Genomic DNA, 25,777 nt, shown 5'->3' on the forward strand with positions numbered 1-25,777 from the left:
TGAAACCCTACCTAGATTGGCGCAAAACCAAGGATAAGAAGCAAGTTTCCGTGACTTAACCGTCTAACCTTACTCATCGAGAATTTTACACACAAATTTGGACTTGACCCTCTTTCAGCTCATAATGCTGACCTTTGTGCAACATTATCGGTGTTCCAGTTCTCTTTCAGCTCATAATGCTGACCTTTCTGCAACATTACGTGGGTTCAAGCTCTCCTCCAGCTCATAATGCTGACCTTTCTGCAACATTACGTGGGTTCCAGTTCTCCTCCAGCTCCGATCCAATGATCTAACCTTGTTAATTCAAGGGGGTGATCGTTCTTACCTTGTAGCCAAGCTAGTGCTTGCATAACTAATGGAGAGCTATTGTCTGCGGATAACCGGTTCATATTGATCCATTCGGCTCTAGCAGAATCATTGCTTGGTGTGTCCGCGTAGTAGTTCAGTTCACCGCTTACATATTCAATTTCGTAGTATATGGCAATGTGGTGTATATGAGTCGTCCCACGTTTTTCTAACTCAAAGGGGACAACATAATCGAGAACTCCCAAATTGCGAATAATGGTAATTTGAATACATCGCTTAATAAGAGATTGAGTGAAATTGAGGAAGGAATGGGGATTAAAATAGGAGATAGCTGGAGATTATCTTTATTATTCATGCTAGGAAGAAGTTGAAATTGAGTAAGGCCGGAGGAACGGAGAGAGGTGGATGGATTCTGGAGAAGCGTAGCGTTCGCCTTTGCTCTGGATTTCTACATTTTCAAATGTAATCAGAGGAAATCTGGGGGCAACAGCGATCGGAAGAACCATCCACTTTCGCAGTGATGCAGGCACTAATTATTTTATTCTTTCTGCACATTCAACTCAGCAATAGCCTCCGCTCTCTCTGAGCTTGCAACGACAATCAACACAATGACGAGCGCAGCAAGCGCGATGCTTCCAATCATGGCTTTAGTCACCTCGTTACCTCATATTTTCATTAAGGTATGCAGGTTCTGCTAGTTTATGCTCAATGATCTCCTAGCTGAGGTGAGTCATACGGCTCTGAAGGCATAAAAAAACGAGCTCCATAAGAGCTCGTCCATTATTAAGCTTATTCCAAAAAGCCTTTAGCCGCTGGGGAAGTAGGAAGTGCGGCTTGACTAGCTGCAGAGCCGCCTTGAATGCCAAGACGCTGTCCAACCTGCTGATTGATTTGTGTCATTTTCTCCGTCTGCTGGGAGACGGTCTGGATAATCTGGCGGTTCGAGTTCTCGTATTTGTCCATCGCAGAGAAGAGATCCGTCATGGCCCGTTCAACCAGCTCCATGCTCATTGCAGGCTTAGTAAGCGCTTGGTTCGCCTTCTCGCTTGTCTCATTCAGCAGACGTGCATTCTCTGCGAATTGATTGCCGAGCATCTCATTCGTCGAGTTGACGGCTTCAATAGCCTTCATCTGATCATCAATAGCGCTGGCAATGAGAACGGATACCGACATAAGATGCTGCGTTTTGTCAATCGAGCTGTCGAGCGCATCCATCAGCTTATCGTTGGTATCATTAATAATGTCTGTAGCAGCAATTGCCTGCTGATACAGCATAATCATCTCTGTATACGTCTGAATCTTCGTGACAACCTTCCGAAGTCCGCGCTCCAGCTGTGTTTTTCTAAGCTCATTCTCAGGCTTAGCAATTTCATCCTCGAACATCTTCTTAAGGCGATTGCCATATTCGACAAGCAGCTGCAGATCATAGACATTGTCTAAGCTGCTGCGCTTCAAATTCCGCATATGCACGACGTTCTCTTCGAGATTGTCACGGCCATCGCGCAGTGACTTGACGATAACCTGCACATTCGTTTTGGCCGACTGATATTTATGAATATAAGCCTTCATCGGCGCTTTGCGAAGAAGCTTCTGCACAAGCGTCAGCTGTTTGCTTCGGCTAAGGTCCTCGACCTCGCTCCGCAGCTTGAGCATATTGCTCGCGACTTCGTTGCGCTTGCCGGACATCAGATCGGATAATGGCCTCTCGAGCATCGTAAGCGTCTGTCCGGAGCGCTCCAGCGTCTTCTGGCCTTTCTTCGTGATCTCGTCCATGAGCATATCGAGATTCATCACATCCGTAGTTGCTACCTTGTGCATCGTGCTCTGTACTTCTTGCTCCAGCTTCTGGAGATCTTCATTCTTTAACTGTACAAGCTGTTGAGCCATCGTTCATTCCTCCATTCATTAGTCGGTAAGACGATAACGCTGCTGCATTAATTCGGCCTTCGTGCGCAGCTCCATGAGGTCCTTCTGTTCAATCGTTTGCGTGTAAAAGGTAAGCTTAGAATCGACATCCTTAATGCCATCGAGCAGTAGTCGTCTGTTCTGACGCTTGGCTTCGCCGCTAAGGCGTAAGAACGGATTAATGGTCGAATTCAGATCTTTTCTGACCAAGCGGACGATATTGTGATTAATGCTGGTGTCTCCTAAAGCGACTAAATCTGGAATGAGTCGGTTGAGCCGGGATAGGAGAGCCAGCGTCTTCTGAACAATCTCATCATCGAGATTATTTTTCTCGCCTTCCAGCAGAACCATATCTTCAATAATACCAATATATTCCAGTGCAGAGGCAAGCTCGGGATCTTGAATGCTAGGTGTAACCACTGCAGGAGTAGATGGTGAGTCCACTTGAGCTGGTGCTGAAGGGAGTGGTGAACCAGTAGTTGATGGGTTAATCTGTGCAGGTGCTGGCTCCTGCTCTCTAGCTGCTATTGCCTGCTGCTGCTTCGTACGCTGATTCCACCATAGTGAGATGAGTAATCCGACTGTGGGTATAGCAATAGCTATATACGGGGAGGAGACCAAGTATAAAATAACGGAAACGACGTAACTGCTAACTGCGATGCTTAATGGTAATTTCATTGCATTCATTGCGGCACCTCCATTTTAACATGACCAATCTGAATGTCTGTGCTTGCCCATCTCTAGTTAATTATCCAGTTAGTGGTGTATAGAAGTCAAATGAAATTAAAAAGGAAAGAAAGACCAACATGTCCCTCTCTCCTCTTCAAGCAAACGTTTATTTCATAATAAGAGGCTGCTCCACGTAGCCTGCCTGTATGCCGAACTGCGGAGCAGGAGGGGTAATAGCCTTGCCCTGAAGTGCTTGTACGGCCATATATGGCATATTGACGCCGGAGAGACAAGTGATATAGAGGCCGCCGGACATCCGCGGATTGATCTCAAGAAGCTTAGGAATGCCGTTGTTATATCGCACTTGAATATTGAAAGCGTAAGGAATTCGCAAGCTCTTCGCGATGCGATTAGCAATGTCCAGCAGCTCCGTGGATTCCTCCAGCAGGTAGGTTCTTCCCGTTGATTTGCGGCGCGGTATGGCTGTCAGCATTTCTCCTTCAGCAGTTGCCACGCAGTCGATGCTGTATTCTACCCCGCCTAGCAGCTCCATGACCATAATAGGCTTGAAATGCTCCGTTAGAGCCAGTGTTTCATAGGCCTGCTGAAAGGTCGTCGACAGGGTCACATAGCCGTACAGGTCGCTGAGCGGATCACGCTCATTGTCGATAATTCGGAAGCCCATGCCACCCTCAGATATTGTAGGCTTGAAGCAAACCTTATGTCCAGCTGCTGTAAGCTCCTCATAAGCCTGCTTGAATTGCTCTGCCGTAGTCACGACACGGTAATCTGGAATCGTTACAAGCTCTTTATCCTGCAGCGCTTCATAGAACTTATCCTTCTCGATCATTGAATCCAGCAGCTCAATATCTCGACAGACCATCACCTTCGTGCCAATCTCATCGAAGAGATGGACATAGCGTGATATTTCCTCCATATGAAGCCGAGGAATAAAGATGTCGATCAGGTTTCTTTTGCAGAAGTCCACGCAGAACTCCACGTATTCCAGACCATGGACGTCCGGTTCAGTTTCAATATGATCGGATGCAAGCAAAGACATGTGGTTAATATCCGGATGTGTGCCGTAGAATTCGAATGGCTCGCCATTCGGATTGTTCCGAATCATATTGATATAATGATAAGCTACAGAAAACCAACGATTCATATACACACGAGTCATCTAAATACCTTCTTTCAAATAGTAGGAGGAATGGATGCAGCTAAGCTAAGTTAACCTAAGCGGTTATTTATTTGCGGATATGCGCAAGAATGGAATCTAGCAGCTCATCAGAGGCAAGCGCGCCTCTGGCCTTGGTGAATTGTATATGTGGATGAGAGCTATAAGAGCGGCCCAGCTCTCCATGTACTGGCGAGATCGCATAATCGGCAGCGAGCAGCAGGCTTTCATCGAGCAGGCTATCGCCTGCTGCATAGACATAATTGGAAGCGAGCTGCTCTTTGACATATTGGATAGCAGAGCCTTTGCTTACTTTTTCGGGAACTAGATAAATTTTGCGGCCCTGGAGAGAATAGCTCCATCCGAGAGGGGCAAGCTGAAGCTTCAGCTGCTCCAATTCCTCATGGGGTGCATACTCTCTATCTACAACAATGGAGTAGAACAGCTCATCACAGAGGTCATTCGATTTCACCCAATGGGTAGAGGAGATCGTAGAGAACAAATTAGCAATTTCCGTATGGTCAGCACAATGCTCTTGAACAGCCCTGCGGATGAAGCTGTTCCATTCCTGATCGACCTGTCCATTCCTAAGGATGGTACCGCCATTGCTGACGATGATGTACTCGGGATTGAATCTTTCTCTGATTCCGAATATACGATGGAACTGCTCCGGAATACGCGTCGTGACAGGCACGAATCGAACGATACTCGCCAGCTCCTGCAGCTTGGCTATAGCAGGCTTGGTCATATAGGATATATATCTGTCCTTATACAGCTCCACAGGAATCATATCTTCTAGGGCAGTCTCTCCGCGTGATCGATCTGAATAAATAAGTGTCTGGTCTAAGTCGCTTGCGAATATCATTCCTTATCTCCCTTCAAGGCTTGTATAATGCCGCAGCAGGAATAAGTCATGCTCGGATATTCCTCTGCCGGTACGCCGCGCTCCTTCGCCAGCAGGAGAATATGCTTGAGAGCGGGATTATCGAGCTTGTCGACAAGAATCTTCCAAGGTACTCTCCGCAGCAATACTCGCGTTGTCTCGCCGACGCCTGGTTTAATAAAGTTAATATCAGCAACATCGAACTCCCTTTGGATACGGATAATATCCTGCATGCCCTGCCAAGTAATCTGGTTACTAGCTGCATGGTCTAGTCTCTGCCTCGCCTCTAATTGGGAGTGGGGGGCTGTCTGCTCGAAATAGGCTGAGATCGTGTCGACGAATAGGCGGGAAAGATCGCTTGTCTCCCATTCCTTATAATATTTGGCGCCATGGAAGTCTTGTGGGCCAATGAGATCACTGCGCAGCACAGTACGGCTTAAAAGCCCCGAGACGGTGGAATTCAGGCAAGCATTCGGAATAAGGAAATCCGCTCTCGTCCCGAATATCCGTGTGCAATGGCCCGGATCTGCAAGCACAGCAAGCTCATTATCAAAGGAAAGTCCGTACTTATGCTTCATGGAGCTGCACGCCTCGATGAGCACCTTCTGAATAGCGCCTTTGCCCGTCCAGCCGTCCACGAACTGGATCTGCTTGCCCGGATGGTTCTGATGCATGTACAGCAGAGCATTCTCATCAATACCCTTGCCTCTTATGATGGAGAGGCTGTAGTGGGGCATGTCGATTCCATAGATCTGCTTCATGTATCTATGAATAAGAACGCCGATGGGGGTGCCTCCTCTTGCAAGTGATGCAAGCACCACGTTCGTTCCATGCTTATGAATGATCATCTCGGATACGGTTCCGACCGCAGTGGCAATCTGAACAGCCGTGTCGCTCAGCGTATCATGGAACAGCTGAATGTATTCAGCTGTTGGCTGACGCTCAATAGGCAGGCTCTCCGAATAATGCCCGCCCGTCTGCATAGCGGCCTCACGGTCCTCGGTTCGCTGCTCTAATGAAACATGGCTAAGATCCTTCAGCAGGAAGGTTACATCCTCTGGCTTATAGCTGCCTATAGGCGTAGGAGGGGAGAGCTGAGTTCGGCTGCAATAGACGATATGAATATGCGGAATTCCTAACGAGAGCAGAACCTGCCTGAATTCCTCTAATTGGGCGGCAGCTACCTCACGTTCCATGAATACAAACAGCTCATCATAATGGCCATGCGGAATGTTATAGACGAAATTCGCAACATCCTGATGCTCGGGTGAGGCGAATCGATAAGCGGAATGAACGGCGTACGGTGATTCCGGATAGGGGTGAATAGGACTGCGTGTACTCGATTGATAGGAGATGCCAGAACCCAGCTCTGCGGCTATCCGCATAGGGACGTACATGAACTCTCCTGTACCGAGACACAGCGTCCTGCTGCCAGGTGCTCTATGCTCTCTTAGAAAAGCGGCTGCCTCAGTCACTTCCGCATCAAGCACAAGGCTCTCCTGTGCGGTAAGCCCGAAGCGTCCTGTATGCTTGAGATAAGCCACATCCTGATTCAAAGCAGGGAAGCTGGAAAAATAATGATCAACATGTAGAAAATCGATGAATGGCTCATCTGAATGAAGAGGCTGCTCGACCTGCTGACTGGTGCTCTCAATCGGCTCGCCTTGAACGGTCATTCTTCCCGACACGAGCGATAGACAGTTAATGCTTACGCCAAGCTCCCGTTCGAGCTCGCTGAATCGATTAATATCCGCTTGTGAACGCCAATCAAGCAGGCTGGCGACGATATATTGTTTCTTGCCATAGCGCTTATGAAGGTCGTGAATAATGTTGACCGCCGTTTTGCCGCTCGTCATCTCATCATCAACTAGAACAATCGTGCCGGCGCGTTCGAATAGGGCTGGATCACTGGCATAGCAGCGATGCGTGGTCGCATGAGAATGCTCTTCCTCGAAATCGATGCGTGAGGACATGTAGCTGATGCTCTCCCTGGTCGTATGCAGGAAGCTGCAGCGGCCATCGAACATATCGAACATGCTATGTCCAAGCGCAGTCGCGGTCTCTGCGAACCCAATGAACAAGGTTTCTTCATTCAGTGTCATCTTGCTGCTCTTCATGAGTTGGTAGACGTCAGCAGCGTATTCAGGCTCCTCTAGTGCATGAAGCAGCTGCTCCATAGCAATAGGAAGCGGCTGGCCTCTGAACTGTTGATACAACAGCCCGAGAGCTGCACCTGACAGCAGGGACACATGTGGCTGCACAGGGATGTGCTTGCCAAGCACTTTGCTTACGAATAGGAAGCTGCGTTTCTTATTCATACGCGCAGCCATCTGGAACAGACGCTCCAGCGGGAGGTTAAAGGCGTTGCCGGTCACTTCAATCGTAACCTTCAAATCTCCGATAATATTATACGATTGCGGATTCTCGTTCTTCTGCGAGTAAGCAGGTGAAGTTCTGGTTTTCATTTAGCACCCCGTATATGTTCGATCTGATCAGCATTCGTTTGGCCCAAGTCATATGGGGCTTGAATTCATTCATTTTGTTCGCATAACGGCTCTTCATCACGCCCACATCACCATGGTTATTCTGTATGATATGGAGGGCATCCATGTATTCCTCATGAGTAACCGCAAGCATGGATTGCACGGGCTTAATGTGAGTAGGATGAATAATCGTTTTTCCAATAATGCCGTTTTCTTTGTCCATAGCTACTTCGCGAATGAGACCATCCACATATTTATTAATGTAGTCCATTCGCAATTGCCGTCCATGGCGACCCATGCTTTCCTCGAATGGCGTCTGGCGAAGCTGCGGCTTGAACACTCGATCACTCTTGAAATATTCCCATACCGGCCCAGAGATGACGTACTGATTATCCATTCTTCCGAAAATGTTCACGATATCCGCAATACAATCCCGAATTACGCCAATATCATAGATCGTATGGTCAGGGCTTCTCCGAAGACCGAACAGGCTGGAGAAATCCGTTGCGCCAATCCGAACATTGAGCACATAGCGTTTGTGTTCATTGAGCAGCTTAGAGAGACCCTGCAGCGTATCGACTCTAGTCTCCCGGAATATAACTTCTGCGCTCTCTAGAATAGGCATACCGTACAGCGTTGGACTTGATGGAGACGAGCGCTCGTTATATTCCGCGAGAAGCCGCAGATACTCGCCGCCGGTCTCCACGTTGAACTTGGGGAAGACAATGCCAGTAACGAATTCGATCTCCTCGCCGAAAAAAGAGAGTAATCGCTTTAATTGATCAACAGAGCGTACTCGGATGAATATAAGCGGGATATCGTCGCTGCGCAGCAAGCCTCTGGAGATGTAATAGCCAATCTTCAATAGGGAGGACTTCAGCGTATTCTCCGCATATTCGAGCTGATTGTCACCAACGGCATCCTCAAGGTCAAGTACCATCGATACGAGCCCCTCATGTTTATTCGCTGCGAGATCATCTGCAATTGTATCTTTGGTAGCAGGCATATACAGCGCTGCACCAATAGCGTGTGCTATCGTTTCTTTATCCGTATAGTTACTGAAATGTGTTGGAAGGGAATAAAACAAACTCTGCTCTTCTTCAGGTGTAAGATAGTTGAAATACCTCAAAGCAATCCCTCCTATAAGTGTTAATTAAAGAAACGTAGATTTAAAAAATATCCCTCGTAAGCGATTGAGGGATATTTCTTTGGTAGATTTATTCGTATGACTAGACTATACGGTATGGGATTCTCTTCTTTTGCGCCAAGCGCTGAATAATAAGGTTCCTCCGAATACAGCGACGATTAGACTGAAGAATAATGCATGCGATACATGGAAGTCGTATGCGCCTGCAATCATTTTGACAGCGATAACGATAATGAGAATAAAGGCCGCTTTCTCAAGCTCTGGGAACTTGTCGATAAGCTTGAGGAATACTTGAGCAACGCCACGCATCATAAGAACGCCGAGAATACCGCCTAGGAACAGAACCCACACTTCTTCGCTGACACCGAATGCCGCGAGAACACTGTCGATACTGAAGGCAATATCCATAATCTCTACAGCAAGCACCGTACGCCAGAAGCCATAGCCTTTATTCTGAACCTCAGCATCTTCTTCCTTGTTCTTCTTGCCGATGTACGGAATTAAAGGGATGCCGCCAACACGGGCAAGCTTGAATTCGAGATGGAATAGATTGCTTAAGGCAATCCACAATAGATACAAGCCGCCCGCGACCTTGATCCACGTAATCTTGACGAGATAGACACCCACGCCGATGGCGATAAAGCGGAAAATATAAGCGCCGATAATGCCATAGAACAGGGCTTTCTTCTGCTGCTCCTTCGGCAAATGCTTAACCATAACGGCTAATACGAGTGCATTATCCGCTGACAGTAAGCCTTCTAGCAGGACAAGCGTCGCAATGATCCCCCAGTTGGTAGGATTCGTGAACACCTCGGACAGATTGTCCCAGCTGAAGAAGGTACCGAAATTCGACAGCACATTCTGAATAAAATCAACCATGCGTGAAAACCTCCGGATTGTGCGTTATTTACTTCCTTTAACCCATCGAAGACCCCAGCGATAAGCTTCATCAAGCTCCCTATGCCCAGAGTAATATTGGACAAGCCGCTGTATGCTGAAGGTCTGATCATCTACGTTCTCAATCATCGCGATGGCACACATTCCTTTTCGATTGTTATGCTCGTCCATGCGCACTTCAATATCTGGTCCGCCTGCTTGCGCGATGGTAACTACGCCGGCAGCCTCAGCCCAGTTGGTTGCACCTGAATAGATATAAGCATAGATAACGATTCTCTTAATCTCAGATACTTTATTTCCATTGATTCTAAGGTTTTCTCCAGTCTTAATAGAGCCCGTGCGATCATCACCGTCCAGTGACACATAGGGTGCACTGGTTAAGCTGCCGAAGCTGTTGCCCAGTGCCTGCACAGTACCCTTCTGACCGTTCTTAAGCTCATACAGGCATCCAACATCAAGATCGACACCTCCGCTTGAGCGGCTGAAAAATCCAGTGGATGCTTTTTTCTGATTCCAATTCAGATTAATGACGATCTCACCTAGTGAGCCAGACTTCTTCTGTAGGTTAATCGTATCTCCATGCTTCTTAAGTGAGATCTTGCTGAGGCTAATGGATGAGACTTCTGCTGCAGGTGGTATGGGCTCCGGCGGCTTCGGCGGAATAACAGGGGCTTTCACTGGTGCAGCAGGAGCAGGAACTGGAGCCTTCACATCAGCATCAGCCTTCACTTCAATTCCAAAGCTGCTGCATAGTGAAGCCAGTCCGCCTGTATATCCAGATCCGATGGCATTGAATTTCCATTCGCCGTTATATCTATATAAATCTCCTACGACAATGGCAGTCTCGGAAGAGAAATTTTGTCCAATCTCATACCGCAGAATTTCGCGGCCTGTTCCTTGGTCAATAATACGTAAGTATGCATCTTTCACATTAGAGAAGTTCTGTTTTCTCGTTTCCCCATCATAGATAGTTAAGGTGAACGAAATACGTTCAATCGTTCGGGGTACATCGCTAATACGGATATTCACTTGCTCCTTATCAACGCTGCCTGCATAGTTCTGTTTGTGATCGCCTGCCAGCTTAATAGAGCTGCTAGCATCAGTAGGGTTACTGTAGAATATCAAATCATGATCACCAGAGGCTTTCCCATTGGCCTGCAATAGAAAGGCTGAGAAATCGACATCAATGCCTGGTGAGCTAGTCCAGCCCATCCCCACTACGAGGGTGTTCAAGGCAGAATTGTTTTTGGTGATATCTGCTTTTTGGCCTTTTGTTAATGCCAGCTCCATACGTATACCACCCTTCGCTAGTTAATATTATGGAAATTGAGGATCGGCGGACCTGCCACCTGGAATTACACAGTTAGTCCATAGTTGCGGCACAGTGCAGCTAGTCCGCCAGAGAAGCCGGACCCGACGGCTTGGAATTTCCAATCCGCTCCATGACGATACAGCTCGCAGAATACAATCGCTGTCTCGACAGAGAAGTCTTCACCCAGATCGTAGCGCAGCACCTCTTGTCCCGTTGACTCATCTACTAAACGGACGAATGCGTTGGAGATCTGTCCAAAGTTCTGATGCTTGGACTCGCCATCATGGATGGTAACGCTAATCCCAATTCGCTGAATGTGAGCAGGAACCTTAAGGAAATCAATCTTAATCTTCTCATCGTCCCCGTCTCCATCACCTGTGCGATTATCTCCTGTATGCTCAACGGCTCCGTTATAGGCAACTAAAGCGTTGTAGAATACGAAATCCTTCTCGTCCTTGGCTTTGCCATCCTGGTGAAGTAGAAATGCACTCGCATCGAGGTCAATTTCACCACCGCCTGTATACTTGTTCGTATCCCAGCCTAGACCGAGAACAACCTTGGTAAGGGCTGGATTCGTTTTAGTAAGATCAATTCGTTGCCCTTTGGATAGATTGATGGACATCGTATGCATCCTCCTTTTTCCTAGCAAGCTATTGATTCTGAAGAAAGGGCCGCCACAGGCGACCCTTACGGGTAAATAACGATATTAGCTAGCAGATAGACCGAAGTTGCGAGCAAGACCAGCTAGGCCGTCTTGGAAGCCGCTTCCGATTGCGCTGAATTTCCATTCGCCGGAATGACGATACAGCTCACCTACGATAACTGCCGTTTCAACAGAGAAATCTTCTCCAAGATCGTAACGGATCAGCTCAGTGCCGCTCTGCTCATCAACGATACGAACGAATGCGTTGGATACTTGTCCAAAGTTTTGGCTGCGCTCTTGTCCATCATAGATTGTGATGCAGAAGGAGATTTTGTCAGTTTCTGCAGGAACAGCAGCAAGATCAATTGCTACTTGCTCATCATCGCCTTCACCAGCGCCAGTACGGTTGTCGCCAGTGTGAACAACAGAGCTGTTGCCGTTCTTTGGATTGTTGTAGAAAATAAAATCAGACTCTGAGCCCGCTTTACCTTGTGCGTTCAAGCAGAAGATGGAAGCGTCAAGGTCGAAGTCTTTGCCGCCATCATATTTATTTGTATCCCAGCCAAGACCTACCGTAATCTTCGTTAGACCCGGATTGGTTTTGGTAAGGTCGATTTTTTGTCCTTTGGATAAGCTGATAGCCATTTAAGAAACCCTCATTTCGTTATAGATTATTGGTATTGACGTGCAAGAATATCGACGTGGGCAGCGTGAGCGCCTTCGCCAATTGCATTGAATTTCCATTCCCCATTGTGTCGGTAAAGCTCACCAACAACGAGTGCTGTTTTGCCAGCATAGCTATCTGTAAGGTTGAAACGAATCAGCTCTTGATTGTTAGCGGGATTCACGATGCGGATAAAAGCTGATTTGATCATGCCGAAATCTTGCTTTCTCGATTCGCATTCGTAGATGTTGACCACGCACAGGATTTTGTGGATATGCGATGGAACGCGGTCAAGCTGAACAATAATTTGCTCATCATCGCCTTCGCCAGCGCCTGTAATGTTATCCCCAGTATGAACGACGGAATTACAACCACTCTGCTTGTTGTAGAAGCAAACTAGATTTTTTTCACCGCTTAGCTTGCCATCAGCATCCAACAATAATGCGGATGCATCACAGTCCACGTTAGCAGCCTTTTTCATACCGAAGAAGCCGCCTTTAACTTCTGCTGGGTCCCAGCCGAGTCCTACAATAACTTTACTAAGTCCGGTGTTTCCCTTAGTTAAGTCTACCTTCTGACCTTTCACGAGAGAGATACTCATCGTATTTGCACCTCCTTTCCAAGAATGAGGTTCTAATGCTGTTCATCCATGAATGGAAGCAGCAATGTCATAACATACCCACCAATACGCCTATTCGACAATAAAGTTCCAAAAAAAAGTGGGATAAAACATAATTCTACACATCCTTAATAGTACCTCTTTATTATGACATTTAAATGTATGTAAAACTAGTTCTCTATATGGGCTGGTGCGATTAAGGGATGATTCCAAAAACCTACGTATTTACGAAAAAAGATGTAGAAAAAATAAACAAAAAACGAGATAATTAAAAGTAAGAAAATAAGTAAGCGCGAGGTGGTCGCATGGAAATTATAAAAAGGTACAAGAATACACTTATTGTTGCTGCCTTAATCCTCATTAATGGTCTCTTTCTACTATCACTCCTTCTTTCTAATGATTAATTTATTCTAGATACATACAGGCTCGTCAAAAAGCGATCAACCTCGGTTGATCGCTTATTTTGTGCGGTCTATGCCAATTAAGACTGAATCGCATATCGGCTGCGGAGCGTGCTGATCATCTCCGCAATCTGCTCTGGCGTTGGCATGACGAAGCGATTCGCCGCGGCTTCGAGCCCAGCGGCTGTCTGCCCGCGGCGAATCGTCCGCTTCACAGCCTCAGCGAAGACAGACGCGCCATTCTCTTTAAGCCCAGCTAGCTCAGCCAAGCTGGCAGTACTGCTGCTCTCGACCATAGGGTGATCTGAATCTATGGCGTCTGCAGCGGCAATGTCATAGAAGGAGCGGACCAGCTCAGCACGCTGCTGGCCTGATCCTTCCGCGATGACGAAGGCCTGAACGATGAAGGCATGGGCCTGCCTCCGCTGCGCGATGCCGCAGAACTTGAAGCCATCGATGCTGAGATCGAAATCTCCGGGGCAATAAGCCCCAGCAATCTCACCTTTATCGACGCTGTATCCTGTTTCGTACAGGGCATGCTGAATGAGACCATACATCCGTTCGAAATCCTGATGGAAATGGAAGTCCAGCGTGCTAGGCTTCGGCAGAATAAGCGACAAATTGACAACTCCAAGGTCAAGAGGTACGGCTGCACCTCCAGAGTTGCGAACTGCAGTAGCCCAGCCTTCAGCTTCAAGCTTGCGCTGTGCTGCAGGTGCACCAGGCAGCCGGCTGTCACGGAGACCCATGACGAAGGCTTGCGGATGCCGCCAAATATGGCATATAGCAGGTCCACCCTGTCCCGTATTTCTGCATAGCAGCTCATCTAATGCAAAAGGATAGAGTACATCCTCCTGCGACAGATCATTCATTCGATCAAGCAGCAATATATGGTCTAGTCCTAATTGTTCAATAGCATTCATGCCGCATCCTCACTCGTCGTTATGATTTGAATTAATCATAACGATCACTAGAGGCCATTACAAGATGCCAGCCTATGTTAAGGAGCGATGGTCTCATCTGTCATACCGTTCGTTGCAGCAGGGTCAGTAGTCGCAGCTGGCGGGTTATTCACATTATCGTTGACATTGTTATCCGTCGTGTTGTTGCATGCAGAAGCAGTGAGTAGAATAACGGCACTCATCGCAGCAACCGCGATCCATCTGGAGCTCATCTTAAGTGTTGTTTTCATTATAAATATCCCCTTTCGACGCTTGGTCGGTTTGTTGTAGACTTTCTATCCTTTAATTAACCATGGGGCGTGGAATGAATCACTTCTCTGCATGAGAAAACCTTAAGATTGGATGCAATGGAATCAGGGTAATAAGCAGGTTGCAAGCGGTTACAGAAATTGATTTACAACCCCTATATATTGTTGTAAAATCCAAGGTGATTTTCCAGTTTACAAATAATTGTAAGTAGTCTTCTGGTGGGACAATAGCCTCCTAATTGCACACGAATAGAAGCATGTGAAGGAATGAATGTGAGGGATAGAGGAGCTGAGAATATGAGAGATTCTGCTTCAATATTGACGGATCAGACAGGCCCCTCTCAGAGAAGTGAAGAGCTTCTCCGAGTAGCTGGGCTGAAGCGAACCTTCGGGCGCGGACCTAAGGCGGCAATCGTGCTGCAGGGCGTTCATTTATCAATCGCCCCGGGCAGACTTGTGGCGTTGAAGGGCAGATCAGGCTCCGGCAAGACGACACTGCTTAATTTAATAGGCGGGCTGGACTTGCCTACCGAAGGCACCATTACATTCGCAGGTGATGTGCTTAGTGAGCTGTCAGATAAGCAGAGAGGAGATAAACGGCGAACGGAGATGGGACTTATTTTTCAATCATTCGCTTTATTCCCGCTCATGTCTGCGTATGAGAATGTCGAGTTCGCCATGAGAATTGCGGGAGTGCCTTCCAATAGAAGGAAGGAGGCAGCCCTGCAGGCGCTTGATTATGTTGGGCTCACGCCGCGCATGCATCATCGTCCCTTCGAGATGTCAGGCGGGGAGCAGCAGAGAACGGCGATAGCCCGTGCCATTGCGCATAAGCCGAAGCTACTGCTGGCAGATGAGCCTACTGCGGAGCTGGACAGCCGTACGGGACTGCATATTTTAAGCGGGCTTCGCAGCCTCGTATCCGAGGAAGGAATGACCATTATTATGACGACTCACGATCCAGCCATTATGGAGATCGTCGATGAAGTATATGAATTGGAGGATGGAATCATTGTTGAAGCTTCCTCGACATAGGCTTGCTGCGGCGTCGTTGATCGTTATTTCTCTACTGTTAGGCTGTTCACTCATTCCCCCGGAGGAGGAGGCGATTAAGCCGCCGCTTGTGAAGCCTGCTGAACAGAATTATTCAACCGAGCTTGTGAAGAAGGATGTTATTCGCAGAGAGATAAAGGGAACAGGGGTATTCGAATCAACGGAGACGGAGCTGGCGCAATTCACAGCCAAGGGCGGCAGGCTGAAGAAGCTGCATGTTCAATCTGGGGATACGGTGAAGAAAGGCGATCTGCTGGCTGAGCTGACCGTTGATGGTCTGGATGTTCAGCTTCTGGAGCAGAAGCTTGTGCTTCAGCAGTCTGAATATGCCTTGAAGGAGCAGAAGCGAAGCTCGTCTGATGAGGAGCTGCTTCGCATGGCTGAGCTGAAGCTGGAGATCGAGCAGCTGAAGGCTGATAAGCTCGCTGAGGCACTGGAGACAAGTCAGCTCCGGGCAACAATGGATGGGCTTGTCGTATTCGTCGAGGACCTGAAGACGGGGGATCTCGTTGAGCCTTATCAGACGCTGGTTGGAGTAGCCAATCCGAATAAGCTGCGCTTCGCCTATCAGTCCTCGGATTCTGGACTAATTGCCGAAGCGGAGGTAGGCATGAAGGCCGAGGTTATGATCAAAGACAGCTTCAAGGGTATTGGTCTAGTCGTGCAGACACCCTCGTCGGCACCTGCAACGACGAATGAAGGCTTAGCAGGCAAGTATAAAAGCACACTGTATATTACACTGGATAAGCTGCCTGCCGAGCTGGCAATGGGTACAAGCGGCGATTTGGCTATTATATTAACCGAGCATACGGATGCACTTATCATTCCAAGAAGCGGCCTGCGATCCTATTTGGGCCGGACATTCGTCCGAGTATTGGAGGGCAGGGCGCTGCGGGAGATCGATGTGGAGGTCGGTATTCAATCCTCTACGAAGGTAGAGATTACTGCGGGTCTGGAGGAAGGTCAGGCTATCGTATTGAATTAGTGCCGGCATCATAAGATTTCCTTAAGGAGCGGAGGCTTACCTGTGGCATTATTGTCTATGATTATTCGCAAAATGACGCAAAACAAATGGCTCGAGCTCAGCCTGCTTATGGGCCTAATCATCACCGTTGGCCTTGTATCGAGTGTTCCAACCTATACAGAGGCAATCTTGTCCCGCATGCTAGTTAAGGAGCTTGAGACGAGTATGGGCAATCAATATCCAGGTGCTATCTATGCGAAGTTCGTCTATGCAGGCTCATCCGAGGGTGCTCAAAGACTGCACAAGCAAGCAAGTGATGATCGTTTTATTGCGGATGCTGTTATTAAGGCGCTGCCCGTACCGCTGCTCGCGCAGACATCGGAGATCCAGACGAATCTATTCCAGATGAAATCCGATCAGCTGTCCGAGACTAAGCCGAATACGGTCCTAAGAGCGAGGCTGAGCGGGATTACGGATGTGGAGCAGCACATTCGGCTTATCGATGGCCGGATGCCTGCTGACGCGCCGGTAGATGGGGTCTATGAGGTGCTGGTGACGGAAAAGGCCCTTAGCTTCTTTCACGCTGTTCTTGGCACTGTATTTACGATTGAGGACAAGAATGTAAAAGGCAGTGTTCAAGTCAAGCCAGTAGGGGTATTCACCAAAATAACGGATGACGACCTGTTCTTCCAGTCGAGTGATTTAAGCAGCTTCAGTAACGTCCTATTGATGAATCGGACTTTGCTGGAGACGGATTTGCTAGAGCCCTCTGTCATCCTTATTGGCTCTAATTCTTGGTATTTTGCCCCTGATTATTCGAAGCTTGAGCTAAGTAATGTTACAAGCTATATGCAGGCTGTGGAGCTCGTAAGAGAGAGAATGAGGTCGAATTATCAGGATACTCTGGAAGCGAAGTCCATGGATGTTATTCAGCAGTATTTTGACCGGGCGGGGAGCCTGCGTGTTCTGATGTGGTCCTTGAACGTGCCTGTGCTTGTCATGCTTGCCTTGTATGTCTTCATGGTGTCCAACTTGATTACGAATAGGCAAAAGACCGAGATTGCCGTGCTGCGAAGCCGCGGAGCCTCACGCCTGCAGATTGTATTGTCCTATATCGTGGAGTATAGCGTGCTCGGTGGCATAGCCGTCGCCGCTGGTCCCCCGCTTGGACTGTTCCTCACCAAGGTGCTGGGATCCTCCAATGGGTTCATGTCATTCGTACAGCGCTCTGGTATTCGCGTTCAGCTGAGTAGCGAGGTTTACTTGTATGCGAGTCTTGCGGCCTTAAGTACCCTGCTTATCATGCTTGCCCCAGTCATTGCTGCTACGAGAGCAACGATTGTCAGTCACAAGCAGCAAATGGCGAGAATGCACCATACACCGCTCTGGCACAAATTTTATCTCGATGGGATCGCATTGGGATTATCCTTGTATGGCCTATGGATCTTCCGCCGCAGGATGGAGACTCTGCAGAGCCTAGGGCTTGGGAATGAAGATCTGCGGATTGATCCGCTTCAATTCGCTGTTCCTGCATTATTCATCATAGGAGCTGGGATGCTGCTGCTTCGTGTCTACCCTTATTTGCTGCGGCTCATCTACTGGATGGGGCGGAAGTGGTGGCCTCCTTCTCTGTATGCGACCCTCATTCAGGTTGGCCGCTCCATCGCAAGCTACCAATTTCTAATGATTTTCCTAATGATGACGATTGCGACGGGTATGTTCAGTGCTAGTGCGGCAAGGACAATCAACAGCAATGTCGAGGATCGGATACGCTACAGCAATGGGGCGGATATCGTCGTGCAGACGGAGTGGCCCAATGATGCTCCACCGCCGTCCGTAACAGGCGGCCCACCTACGTCTTCTGAGCCGGAGCTGGCGGGATCGAAGCAGATTCATTACACCGAGCCTCCATTCGATCCCTATACCGAGCTTAAGGGCGTCGAGCATGCGGCCAAGGTATTCGTGAAGGAGACGGCAAGGTTCTCTGCTAATGAAACGAATGGGCTAGCGACCCTCATGGGTATCGATACAGATGATTTCGGCTATACATCATGGTTCCGTAATGGTCTGCTTCCCTATCCTTACTATGAATATTTGAATGTCATTGCTGGGGAGCCGAAGTCCGTTCTGATTTCAAGGACACTGGCGGAGAACAGCCAATTACAAGCTGGTGATACGATCTGGGTAGGCTGGGATGGGGTAGACCAGCAGCCATTCGTCGTGTTCGCTGTCATTGATTATTTTCCGACGTTTAATCCGAACCCACAATCAGCGCAATCACCTCCGCCTAACCTTATTGTCGGGCATCGCCAGCAGATCCAGACTTATTTGTCTCTGGAGCCTTATGAGGTATGGCTTAAGCTGAGGCCGGATGCATCGCTAAGTGAGCTTTACCGTGATATGGAGGATAGGAAGCTTGCTATTACCGCTATTAAAGATACGACGGAAGATTTGCGTATAGGGAAGACAGATCCCTTCCTCATGGCGGTCAATGGCACGCTGACGCTAGGTTTCCTAATTTCACTGGCTGTGAGCTTCACTGGCTTTCTCTTATACTGGATGCTCGTCCTGCGCGGAAGAACGCTGCAGAATGGCATTATGCGGGCAATGGGGCTATCGCTGCGCCAGCTGCTCGGGATGCTGACTGCCGAGCAGCTTCTGACTTCGGGAGCTTCCATTGTGATTGGTCTAATAACGGGATTTGCAACAAGCCGTCTATTCGTTCCGGTGTTCCAGAATGCCTTCGACGCGAAGACACTTGTGCCGCCATTCCGCGTCATTGTTGACCCAGCCGATTCCATCCGAATCTATCTCTTCGTTGGGATGACTATCGTCATTGGATTATGCATTCTTGGCTATATGCTGTCGCGATTGAAAATTCATCAGGCGATTAAGCTAGGGGAGGATTAACCGTTGATTCACTGTGAAGGCTTAGTCAAAATATACAAGGCTGCGGAGTTTGAAGTATTCGCGCTGCAGGGACTTGATCTGCATGTGGAGACAGGTGAGCTGATGGCGATTATCGGCAACAGCGGCAGCGGCAAGTCAACCCTGCTGAATATGCTGGGTGGGCTTGACCGTCCGACTGCAGGAGGACTATCTGTCGATGGCAAGGATCTCATGAAGTTCAAGGAACGTGATTTGGTTCGGTATAAGCGGGAGAGTGTCGGCTTCGTTTGGCAAAATAATGCCCGTAATCTTATTCCTTACCTAACGGCCCAGCAGAATGTGGAGCTGCCGATTCTGTTGAATGGCCGGCGCAAGCAGGAGCGGGCACGCGAGCTGCTGGAGGCAGTGGGCTTGAGCCACCGCGCACACAATAAGCTGCAGCAGCTGTCAGGAGGCGAGCAGCAGCGAGTTGCTATCGCTATTGCGCTTGCTAATCATCCCAGACTGCTGCTCGCCGATGAGCCGACGGGGTCAGTCGACTCGCGTATGGCCTCACAAATTCTGGAGCTGTTCAGAGAGCTTAATCGGACGCTTGGCTTGACGGTCGTTATTGTCACCCATGATCCTGAGCTCGCCCGCAAGGTGGATAGGGTTGTGGCTATTCGTGACGGCAAAATCTCCTCGGAGATGCTTCGCCGCAGATCGTACTTGGAGGAATTGGCAGAGCTCTCCGAGCATGAGGCAGCGGAGAGAGAATCGCATGTGGAATATGCTGTTCTAGACAAAGCCGGCCGCCTCCAAGTGCCATCTGGCTACTTGGAAACGGCCGGCTTCAAAGACAAGCGCAAAGTTCGGGTCGAGCTGGAGGGCGGCAGAATCGTATTGTCTCCACCAGATGAAAGCTAGCTTACAGCGGCTGCGGCAGAGGCAGGGGCAGAATGATCTCGACACAGGTTCCGCTGCCAAGCTCACTCTGGAAGCTCATGCTTCCTTTGTGATTGGCTATAATCTGCTGGCTGACCATAATACCTAGACCATTGCCCTCTTCCTTCGTGGTGAAGAAGGGTTCTCCTAATCGCCGCAAAGCTTCATCAGTAATGCCTGACCCGTGGTCCGTAATCCGAATAATGATCTTCTGTCCATCAGCTGTGCGGGTGAGCTGGACGCCCAGCTCACCGCCTGCTGGCATGGCTTCCATTCCATTCTTAATCATATTGACGAACACCTGCTTGAGCTGGTTCACTTCACATCGGAGCGGTGGAATGTGATCGTCGAATTGAGTGATGATCTGGATATTATTGAAGTTAGCCTCTGAATGGAGCAGCATCACGATATCATTCATAATCTCTTCCAGATTGGCAAGCTGATATTTGCTTGCCTGCGGCTTGGCGAATATGAGAAATTCACTAACGATGAAGTTAATGCGGTCAAGCTCAGACAGCATAATATTCAAGTAGCTTGGAGCGAGCTTCCCATCTCTCTGGAGCAGTTGAACGAAGCCGCGCAGCGTTGTCAGCGGGTTGCGCACCTCATGAGCGACGCCGGCAGCGAGCTGACCGACGACAGATAGCTTCTCTGAACGGCGAAGCACCTCCTCGGTCTGTTTGCGTGCTGTAATATTCCTCGAGATTGTAGCAATTGCGATAATTCTGCCGCTCTCGTCCCGGATCGAAGAAACGGTGATGCTGAGGTCTAGCAGCTTCCCTTCTTTATCGTAACGGACCGTCTCAAGGTCGGTCACTGAGCCGCCTTTCATAACTGTGCTCTGAATGTCGATCTGTTCATCTACATATTCCTCAGGAACATGATCAAGAGTGCTATTGAGCGCTTCTTGCTCGCTCCAGCCATACATCGTCTCGAACGCTTTGTTTACTTGAATGATGCGTCCGTCCAAATCCGATACATGAATGGCATCTGAAGTATGGTTGACGAAGGATTCCAAATATTGCTTCGTATGTCGCAGCTCCTCCGCAGCATCCGTTAATCTCGTCGTATAGCTATGGAGATTATGACTCATCGTGTTGACGCGAGAAGCCAGCAGTCCAAGCTCATCTCTGCTCCGCAAATGAATGCGGGCTCCGAAATTCCCTGCGGCAATTTCATTCACCTTAACCAGTATCTGATTAAGGGAACGCACCATAAAGCTGACAATGAAAGAGCTCGCAGCTACAGTAAGCGCAATCAAGCCAAGGGATATCGCGGATTGCGGAATAAGCTGACGAAGCAGCGAATGCTCAATCGTCGAATGGTCGAAGCTGACGCCAATAACGAATGGTTTGGCAGCTTGGATCGGGATAAAGCTCTTCATCAGCTTCTTGCCATTAATGGTTGTTTTCGTCGTCACGACTTCTCCGGTCTCGGAGGCCTTGTGAATGTTGGCTACATCATGGAGAGTATCTGTGAAGGTATACTGACCGAATATAACACTGCGGACGTCTAGATTGTAGACAGGCAGCCCTTGCTTGATCTTGATGAGCGGCTTCTGTCCGACGAACTGCGGATCGAAGCCAGTCACCTCGAGAATCTCTGGATTATCTCTTAGCACCTGTGAGGCGATGGCCTCGCTTCCGTTCGTCTGCTCGAAATCCAGAAATTCCTTCGCATTGACAAATGGATTAATAATATAGTTGGTCGTTCCGTCGTAGTAGCTGCCCCACTTATTAATCTGATTAGGGTCAGAGGTAGAGAAGTTAATCGGTCCTGACCAGAAGTTCGGCAGCTTCTGTCCTTCAGGAATCGTTACATTATAGTTATCGAACAGCTGATTGAATGCTGTGAACCAGTAGTCCCATGTTTTGGAGCTCAGGTTGATCTCTTTGGGATCGGATGATTTCAATACAACAATGTCGTCATTTATTCTTTTCCACAGCGTTATATGGTCGACACCAATCTCTTTGCTCAATTGGACGAGCTGCTCGTTCTTGACGTTGTCTATATTGGGATCAAGCTGGTTCTTGGCAGCTATGGCGGCGAGTCTAAGCCGTTCCCCTAACATATTCTCAATTAACAGCTTGGATTTCTGCGCAGATTCCATGGTCTCCCCAATTTGCTTGGCAATAACAATCATCTGCTGTTCAGCATTGTGCTGAAGCTGGGACTTAGAGGAGAAGTAATAGATCGATATGTTCAGTAAAAGGATAATAGCTACGGTCAATGAAATGAACCATGATAGTTTCGCTTTAATCGACAATATACTTGCCTCCCGTGATATTCTAAGCTGCATTAGTATGATTAGACATTCTGCTGTAGAATTCCTTGTTTATTCAAAATATTAGATTATGAAGTATATACGTACGTTGGTGTCTGCAACTATTATAATATGTCGAGTAGATAGCTCCAAATAACTCCTAACCAAAATAAGAAGAATAAAATATTCAAAATTATGGAAAAAAAGGACATATAAACATAGGCAGGTGGCCTATTGTTTATATGTCCTTTTATGAATGTAACGCTTATACGGCTGCAGATCATGCTAAGTGTCTATCGCGTAGTTAGCCTTCTTGTCGGCGCCTAACCAGAAAGAATGAACCAGCGGCAATCAATACGACGGCAAGGAATGGACGCAGTACCGTCATTTGATTGAAGAATGTGCCGATTGAGAAGACTGCGAAGAACAGCAGGGAGAGCACGGTTAGAATATTGATCGGAACGAGCAGCCATTTGTTGCGCTTGCCGAACCAATATAATTCAAATAGGCCTACGGCGGGTGCTAATACAAATCCAGGCCACATATATACCCAGTTGTCGAATAACATCGCGATCTGGGACACGATTCCTGCGGTGAGCAGCACGCCTCCGGGAACAAGGAGGCCGATTCCTTTTCTGCCGGTCATGGAGAAATACATCCAGTGGAAGAACAGGCCTAGTGGAATGACGAACAGGCTGGGCCAGAAATAACTGAAAATCGTGCCTGGACCGAATGTCTGCCCTTGATTCAGGAACAGGTAGACACCGAACAGGATGAGGACAGGACCAAGGATCGTTCGTTTAGTCATGTATCACAAACTCCTCTACTATAGTAATGGTTAATACCAGCATACATGGAAGTTCGTTCACTGTCCTCATTCTTGGGGGGATACACCTACTGGACTAAAGTCTAGTTAAGCAGGTTAATCATAATTCCGGATAGATTTCATAGGGATGAAGCTGGCACTAACGATGATGAGCATAGCGACGCCGCTAATTGTAATGATGATGGCAGGGCCGTAGATATCGGATAGGATCGAGAATACAGCAAGACCGATCGGAGGAGCGACACTCGTTAACGAGCCTAGCAGCCCGAATACTCTTCCTTGCAGTGAAGGCTCGATGGCTAGTCGCAGCAAGACGAATACCATTGTGGTGCTGAACGAGAACAGGAACCCGACGAGCAGAATGAATGGAAGCGCCACGAAGGCTGTGCTCGATTGGGCGATGATAATGAATAGTGGTCCCATGCCGAGCAGACTGCCCATAATCCATATGCCTTTCTTACGCAGCCGGGTGTCTAATCGGATAATGAGGAACGAGCCAACGACATAACCAAGAGGGATACAAGCCTCCAGCAAGCCGAACATGAAGGGGGTAGCCTTCCACACCTGTACAGCCATTACTTGAATGAGCATGAAGGTAGAGGTGAAGAAGAATATCGCTAACGGCAGCAGCAGAATAATAGACCTGACGAAGGTGTTGCTCCAAATGTAGCGAAAGCCGGATGTGAAATCCTCCTTGAAGGAGGTCTTGGTCGCTGCCTCTGCCTTTTCTGTCTGCTGTGACGAGTAGGGGAATTGGCCTGCGAAGAAGATGAGAACAGCGGATAGCAGGAATGCGACCGAATCAATGGCTATTGCGAATACGCCACCGAAAGCAGCTACTGCAATGCCGCCCAGCGCGAAGCCTCCTATGCGAATGAAGTTATCTGCGATGGTCATGAGGCCAACGGCCTTGGTGACATGATCCTTGCCAACAAGATTAATGAGAGAAGCTTGAAAGGCAGGGGTTCGGAAGGCAGATGCCAGTGAAACTAGACCGGTTAGCAGGACAATGACAATGAATGGGCTGCCAGGCAGGTACATCATTAGAGCGATCAGGGCTACCAGAACGAAGCGAACGAGATCCGTAGTCCACATAAGGGTTCGCCGGTCCACGCGATCAGCAATCGTTCCGGCGACTGATCCGAACAGCATGACGACGATGAGCTGCGTAATAAAGACGGTGGACATAAGCTTGGCGCTGCCGGTTGTCTGCAGTACCCATAGATTCAGTGCAATGCTGTGGAACGTATTGCCTAATAAAGAAATGCCATAGCTTGTGAATACGATCGTAAAGGGACGATTGCGCCAGATGGAAGTCTCGACTGCCTGTGCTTGTTGTGAACTTCCAGGCTGGGGGGATGGTTTAGCGAGCTCAAGCATGGTTTATCCTCCTTCAGATTGGGGCACGGTTAGTCTGTGGTGCTAGAAATCAACTGCCCTTCTATTTGTATATATTTATGGGTCGGAACGTAGGCTTCATGGCGAAGCATCTGCATAATGAGCTGGAAGGCCTCATCTGTCTTGCGGTCCCCAAAGGTTAGGCGTGCTGCAGGGAGAGGGAGGATATCCGGACAGTTAGAGGTGCAGATGACAAGCATACGAGCAGGGTCCGTGTATTTGGCAGCGGTCGTCCCTATGAACTCGTTCATGATCACACCGTTCCTACCTTGATTTTGTATCAAAAAAACGGCTAATTCTTCTTCATTTTGCATGGTGTGAATCGCGTCCTCCGCTAATCCGGTCCACCGCCGGACAGCCGCAGCAAGCTCCTCGTTATGGAAGGACTCTACAACGGCGTATTGATAGGGCTGCGCCAGATAGGCCGCTGCTGTAGCAAATGCATCTGCATAGTGATAATGAACTTTGTAAAATAATTCGTCATCGATGAGTGCATCCACAATGATCAGCGGTACGCCGAAGCTGAATAGATTGGCAATCTGATAAAAGACGTTCTGCTTCACATCAATTAGAACGACGGCGTCCAGCTTCCTCTCCATAATAATGTCGAGTCTTGGGTTATCAGGATCGATGCTGGACAGCACAACATGATAGCCGCTGTCTGTGAGCCGGCCTTCTAGCTGGCTGATGAAGCGTGCATAACGGAGCTGCTGCCATAATGCCTCGTGCCTGCTGCGATTGACTAGAATGCCTATTAGTCCAGAGGTAGGCTTCGCTAATGAGCGTGCGGCCAAGTTAGGCACATAGCCTAGCCGCTTCACCACACCGAGCACACGATTTTTGGTATCCTCGGGGATCGTCTGATTAGGGACATTGTTAAGGACATAGCTGACGGTTGCGATCGAGACACAGGCCTCCTTGGCGATATCCTTGAGAGTGGCTTTTTTCATACAAAAGGCAACCTCATCTCCACTTTTACTTAAACGGTTAAGTTATTATGTCATGCGAAATAGCGATTCGTCTAGAGGGTCGAAGGAACTAATGGAAAAATAAATAGAAATATCCCAAGAATCGACAATTTACACCTCTTGTTTACTTTTATGAAAGCGCTACAATTAAGATAGTTAATAGTAGGGAGGTGATA

At 48.4% G+C, this 25,777-nt stretch carries 21 protein-coding genes and 1 pseudogene; 4 read left to right on the plus strand and 18 right to left on the minus strand.

Going from position 1 to position 25,777, the window contains the following annotated elements; genetic code table 11:
- Window positions 1–1,095: 1,095 nt before the first annotated feature.
- The 14 genes and pseudogenes from AC6ESP_RS19280 to AC6ESP_RS19345 form a co-directional block, all read right to left on the minus strand.
- On the minus strand, window positions 1,096–2,193 hold the full coding sequence (locus AC6ESP_RS19280) for a toxic anion resistance protein (protein ID WP_497098363.1): 1,098 nt from the start codon (window positions 2,191–2,193) through the stop codon (window positions 1,096–1,098).
- An 18-nt stretch (window positions 2,194–2,211) separates the two neighbouring features.
- On the minus strand, window positions 2,212–2,898 hold the full coding sequence (locus AC6ESP_RS19285) for a hypothetical protein (protein ID WP_497098364.1): 687 nt from the start codon (window positions 2,896–2,898) through the stop codon (window positions 2,212–2,214).
- A 148-nt stretch (window positions 2,899–3,046) separates the two neighbouring features.
- Window positions 3,047–4,060: an ATP-grasp domain-containing protein gene (locus tag AC6ESP_RS19290; protein WP_497098365.1), complete on the minus strand. Its 1,014-nt coding sequence runs from the start codon at window positions 4,058–4,060 to the stop codon at window positions 3,047–3,049.
- Between the two features lie 67 nt (window positions 4,061–4,127).
- On the minus strand, window positions 4,128–4,922 hold the full coding sequence (locus tag AC6ESP_RS19295) for an HAD family hydrolase (RefSeq protein WP_497098366.1): 795 nt from the start codon (window positions 4,920–4,922) through the stop codon (window positions 4,128–4,130).
- Window positions 4,919–6,073, minus strand: coding sequence for a cysteine protease StiP family protein (locus tag AC6ESP_RS19300; protein ID WP_497098463.1), 1,155 nt, complete (start codon window positions 6,071–6,073; stop codon window positions 4,919–4,921). The genes AC6ESP_RS19295 and AC6ESP_RS19300 overlap by 4 nt, the downstream gene beginning before the upstream one ends.
- 27 nt (window positions 6,074–6,100) lie before the next feature.
- Window positions 6,101–7,405: pseudogene (locus tag AC6ESP_RS19305) on the minus strand (phosphoribosyltransferase family protein); the annotation flags it as partial.
- Entirely contained in the window at window positions 7,347–8,552 is a 1,206-nt protein-coding gene (locus tag AC6ESP_RS19310) for an HpcH/HpaI aldolase/citrate lyase family protein (RefSeq protein WP_497098367.1), read from the minus strand. The pseudogene AC6ESP_RS19305 and the gene AC6ESP_RS19310, both read right to left, overlap by 59 nt.
- Window positions 8,553–8,657: 105 nt before the next feature.
- Window positions 8,658–9,449, minus strand: a complete 792-nt coding sequence (locus AC6ESP_RS19315; RefSeq protein ID WP_497098368.1) for a TerC family protein — start codon at window positions 9,447–9,449, stop codon at window positions 8,658–8,660.
- A gap of 24 nt (window positions 9,450–9,473) precedes the next feature.
- Complete coding sequence (locus AC6ESP_RS19320) at window positions 9,474–10,757, minus strand: TerD family protein (protein ID WP_497098369.1); 1,284 nt, start codon at window positions 10,755–10,757, stop codon at window positions 9,474–9,476.
- 65 nt (window positions 10,758–10,822) lie between these two features.
- Window positions 10,823–11,401, minus strand: coding sequence for a TerD family protein (locus AC6ESP_RS19325; RefSeq protein WP_497098370.1), 579 nt, complete (start codon window positions 11,399–11,401; stop codon window positions 10,823–10,825).
- Window positions 11,402–11,485: 84 nt separating this feature from the next.
- Window positions 11,486–12,067, minus strand: a complete 582-nt coding sequence (locus AC6ESP_RS19330) for a TerD family protein (protein WP_497098371.1) — start codon at window positions 12,065–12,067, stop codon at window positions 11,486–11,488.
- 26 nt (window positions 12,068–12,093) lie between these two features.
- A complete protein-coding gene (locus tag AC6ESP_RS19335) occupies window positions 12,094–12,687 on the minus strand; it encodes a TerD family protein (protein WP_497098372.1) in 594 nt (197 codons plus the stop codon).
- A gap of 499 nt (window positions 12,688–13,186) precedes the next feature.
- On the minus strand, window positions 13,187–14,029 hold the full coding sequence (locus AC6ESP_RS19340; RefSeq protein WP_497098373.1) for a lipoyl protein ligase domain-containing protein: 843 nt from the start codon (window positions 14,027–14,029) through the stop codon (window positions 13,187–13,189).
- A 77-nt stretch (window positions 14,030–14,106) separates the two neighbouring features.
- Window positions 14,107–14,298 (minus strand): hypothetical protein, encoded by a 192-nt coding sequence (locus tag AC6ESP_RS19345; RefSeq protein ID WP_497098374.1) that lies wholly within the window; start codon window positions 14,296–14,298, stop codon window positions 14,107–14,109.
- Between the two features lie 315 nt (window positions 14,299–14,613).
- Between AC6ESP_RS19345 and AC6ESP_RS19350 the strand changes: the two genes are divergently transcribed.
- From AC6ESP_RS19350 to AC6ESP_RS19365, 4 genes are read left to right on the plus strand one after another with little or no spacing between them, the layout of a single operon-like run.
- Window positions 14,614–15,351, plus strand: a complete 738-nt coding sequence (locus AC6ESP_RS19350) for an ABC transporter ATP-binding protein (protein ID WP_497098375.1) — start codon at window positions 14,614–14,616, stop codon at window positions 15,349–15,351.
- Entirely contained in the window at window positions 15,329–16,354 is a 1,026-nt protein-coding gene (locus AC6ESP_RS19355; RefSeq protein ID WP_497098376.1) for an efflux RND transporter periplasmic adaptor subunit, read from the plus strand. Before AC6ESP_RS19350 ends, AC6ESP_RS19355 begins: the two co-directional genes overlap by 23 nt.
- A 42-nt stretch (window positions 16,355–16,396) precedes the next feature.
- Window positions 16,397–19,243 (plus strand): ABC transporter permease, encoded by a 2,847-nt coding sequence (locus tag AC6ESP_RS19360; RefSeq protein ID WP_497098377.1) that lies wholly within the window; start codon window positions 16,397–16,399, stop codon window positions 19,241–19,243.
- 3 nt (window positions 19,244–19,246) lie between these two features.
- Window positions 19,247–20,128, plus strand: a complete 882-nt coding sequence (locus AC6ESP_RS19365) for an ABC transporter ATP-binding protein (RefSeq protein ID WP_497098378.1) — start codon at window positions 19,247–19,249, stop codon at window positions 20,126–20,128.
- 1 nt (window position 20,129) lies between these two features.
- Here AC6ESP_RS19365 and AC6ESP_RS19370 read toward each other — a convergent pair whose 3' ends face one another.
- The 4 genes from AC6ESP_RS19370 to AC6ESP_RS19385 all read right to left on the minus strand — a co-directional run bounded on the left by AC6ESP_RS19370 (window position 20,130) and on the right by AC6ESP_RS19385 (window position 25,583).
- On the minus strand, window positions 20,130–22,412 hold the full coding sequence (locus AC6ESP_RS19370) for an ATP-binding protein (RefSeq protein WP_497098379.1): 2,283 nt from the start codon (window positions 22,410–22,412) through the stop codon (window positions 20,130–20,132).
- A 301-nt stretch (window positions 22,413–22,713) separates the two neighbouring features.
- The gene (locus AC6ESP_RS19375; RefSeq protein WP_497098380.1) at window positions 22,714–23,217 is read right to left on the minus strand and encodes a hypothetical protein; all 504 of its coding nucleotides are present in this window, start codon (window positions 23,215–23,217) and stop codon (window positions 22,714–22,716) included.
- A 114-nt stretch (window positions 23,218–23,331) separates the two neighbouring features.
- Window positions 23,332–24,615, minus strand: coding sequence for an MFS transporter (locus tag AC6ESP_RS19380; RefSeq protein WP_497098381.1), 1,284 nt, complete (start codon window positions 24,613–24,615; stop codon window positions 23,332–23,334).
- A 29-nt stretch (window positions 24,616–24,644) separates the two neighbouring features.
- Window positions 24,645–25,583, minus strand: coding sequence for a LacI family DNA-binding transcriptional regulator (locus AC6ESP_RS19385; protein ID WP_497098382.1), 939 nt, complete (start codon window positions 25,581–25,583; stop codon window positions 24,645–24,647).
- Between the last annotated feature and the right edge of the window lie 194 nt (window positions 25,584–25,777).

It is taken from the genome of Paenibacillus xinjiangensis, assembly GCF_059686975.1.

Excerpts from the sequence above, each read along its gene's own strand:
- AC6ESP_RS19280 (WP_497098363.1), bottom strand. The coding sequence starts at position 2,193 with ATGGCTCAACAGCTTGTACAGTTAAAGAATGAAGATCTCCAGAAGCTG.
- AC6ESP_RS19285 (WP_497098364.1), bottom strand. The coding sequence starts at position 2,898 with ATGAATGCAATGAAATTACCATTAAGCATCGCAGTTAGCAGTTACGTC.
- AC6ESP_RS19290 (WP_497098365.1), bottom strand. The coding sequence starts at position 4,060 with ATGACTCGTGTGTATATGAATCGTTGGTTTTCTGTAGCTTATCATTAT.
- AC6ESP_RS19295 (WP_497098366.1), bottom strand. The coding sequence starts at position 4,922 with ATGATATTCGCAAGCGACTTAGACCAGACACTTATTTATTCAGATCGA.
- AC6ESP_RS19315 (WP_497098368.1), bottom strand. The coding sequence starts at position 9,449 with ATGGTTGATTTTATTCAGAATGTGCTGTCGAATTTCGGTACCTTCTTC.
- AC6ESP_RS19320 (WP_497098369.1), bottom strand. The coding sequence starts at position 10,757 with ATGGAGCTGGCATTAACAAAAGGCCAAAAAGCAGATATCACCAAAAAC.
- AC6ESP_RS19325 (WP_497098370.1), bottom strand. The coding sequence starts at position 11,401 with ATGTCCATCAATCTATCCAAAGGGCAACGAATTGATCTTACTAAAACG.
- AC6ESP_RS19330 (WP_497098371.1), bottom strand. The coding sequence starts at position 12,067 with ATGGCTATCAGCTTATCCAAAGGACAAAAAATCGACCTTACCAAAACC.
- AC6ESP_RS19335 (WP_497098372.1), bottom strand. The coding sequence starts at position 12,687 with ATGAGTATCTCTCTCGTGAAAGGTCAGAAGGTAGACTTAACTAAGGGA.
- AC6ESP_RS19340 (WP_497098373.1), bottom strand. The coding sequence starts at position 14,029 with ATGAATGCTATTGAACAATTAGGACTAGACCATATATTGCTGCTTGAT.
- AC6ESP_RS19345 (WP_497098374.1), bottom strand. The coding sequence starts at position 14,298 with ATGAAAACAACACTTAAGATGAGCTCCAGATGGATCGCGGTTGCTGCG.
- AC6ESP_RS19350 (WP_497098375.1), top strand. The coding sequence starts at position 14,614 with ATGAGAGATTCTGCTTCAATATTGACGGATCAGACAGGCCCCTCTCAG.
- AC6ESP_RS19375 (WP_497098380.1), bottom strand. The coding sequence starts at position 23,217 with ATGACTAAACGAACGATCCTTGGTCCTGTCCTCATCCTGTTCGGTGTC.
- AC6ESP_RS19380 (WP_497098381.1), bottom strand. The coding sequence starts at position 24,615 with ATGCTTGAGCTCGCTAAACCATCCCCCCAGCCTGGAAGTTCACAACAA.
- AC6ESP_RS19385 (WP_497098382.1), bottom strand. The coding sequence starts at position 25,583 with ATGAAAAAAGCCACTCTCAAGGATATCGCCAAGGAGGCCTGTGTCTCG.